A 1664-nucleotide genomic window follows, 5' to 3' on the forward strand; every position below is an offset into this window, starting at 1 on the left:
ATTTTTTTCTTAAATATACTTTTATATCTCATTTTTGTATTAAGAATTGGCGATATAATGGTAGCAACTGAATATTTCATCTGTACAAATTTATTATATATTCTCTTCAATCTCTTAATGATGTTTAACACGATTAACCTTCCTTTCGTTTTTCAAAATACCATTTAAAGCAAAAGGCTTCCAAAACAATTTTTGTGTGTATCCTAGTCTCTTTAAATAATAATGGCGCAAATAAACTCGTAGTAATTTGCGTAACCAAAGTCGCCATTGCCGCTCCTTCAATTCCCATATATGGGATCATTGTATAATTTAACACTAAATTAATCCCTGCACCTATAGACAAATAATATTTTACATATTTATTCTTTTTTTCACACAATATCCAAATTCCACGTGCTGTTCCTATCATTGCAAAAGCCTCATACCATATCGCAATTCGTAATGCATTTGTTGCGCCTAAATATGCTTGACCATATAATATTTTTATTACTATTGGTGCACAAATACATATAACTAATGATACTCCAAAACAAAACCACATAATGCCTGAGTACAATTGTTCTAACCTAATTTTATATAAATGTTCATTTCCATTTTTTTTTACTTCCATTATAGTTGGTCTAAATGAATTAATTATAGCATTAGGTACAAAAATCCACATTGAGCAAATTGCAGTAGCCGTTGTGTATAGTCCCACATCTGCATTCGTCATCATTTGTCCAATCATGATTCTATCCATCTGCCCATATGCAGCTGCCATAATTCCTGATAGGATAAAATGATAACTTTCTTTTAACATTTCTATTCCAGTAGATAACTTTATCGATAATTTTGGACCTTTTTGATTCTGATAAAAAATATATATCATTATGGAAATTACGATATAAGAAAGAGAATTTGAAAATGCAAACCATGCTATACTTTTTGCCGTAATTAATAAATACACTTTATATATAGCAACTACTATGCTTGCTATCATCTTTCCTATAGATACATATCTTGATATAAATATCTCTGAAACCATGAATCTAAAATATATACGGCTTGAAAAACTAATTGTATAGATTGAAGTAATGCTAAAATAACTTTTATATCTTCCTCTGGATTTAATACAAACACAATTACAGCAATCATAATAGAAGATAGTATTGCCGAAATAACCCTAAACAGCATTGCTGTTCCTAAATATTCCCCTTCTAATTCAGGATGTTCTATTAATTTTTTTATAACAACTCCTTCCATTCCCAATGTAGCTATTGATGTAAAAAATGATACAAACGATGCTGTATAACTTAAGGATCCGTAATTTTGTGGTCCTAAATATCTGGCCGTTAAAATTCCTATAATTAGAGAAATTAGCATCTGAAATATCTGTTCGCCAATTAACCACGTAGCATTTCGAATTTCTTTATTTTTTACATATTTCTTTAAAAACATTTGCTTTTCTCCAACTCTATCTTCTAACTTTTCTTAAAACTGCATCTTTCAATTCAAATAATCCAAGACTCAAAAGCTTTTTCCAATGAATCGCTTTAACATCATATCTAGTTCTTACGATATTAATATTACTTTTAGGTTTTTAGCATTTTAGATAATCATACAAAAATATGCCAACACCTTTTTCCTGATACTTACAATTACTTCTTGTGGATGATAATTCAATG

At 29.1% G+C, this 1664-nt stretch carries 1 pseudogene; it reads right to left on the reverse strand.

The features are described from left to right. Nucleotides 1–133 precede the first annotated feature (133 nt). Nucleotides 134–1437 (reverse strand): annotated as a pseudogene (locus DWX73_RS14350) (flippase). Nucleotides 1438–1664 lie beyond the last annotated feature (227 nt).

The organism is Coprococcus sp. AF21-14LB (assembly GCF_003458885.1).
In the GTDB taxonomy this organism is placed as follows: Bacteria; Bacillota; Clostridia; order Lachnospirales; family Lachnospiraceae; genus UBA9414.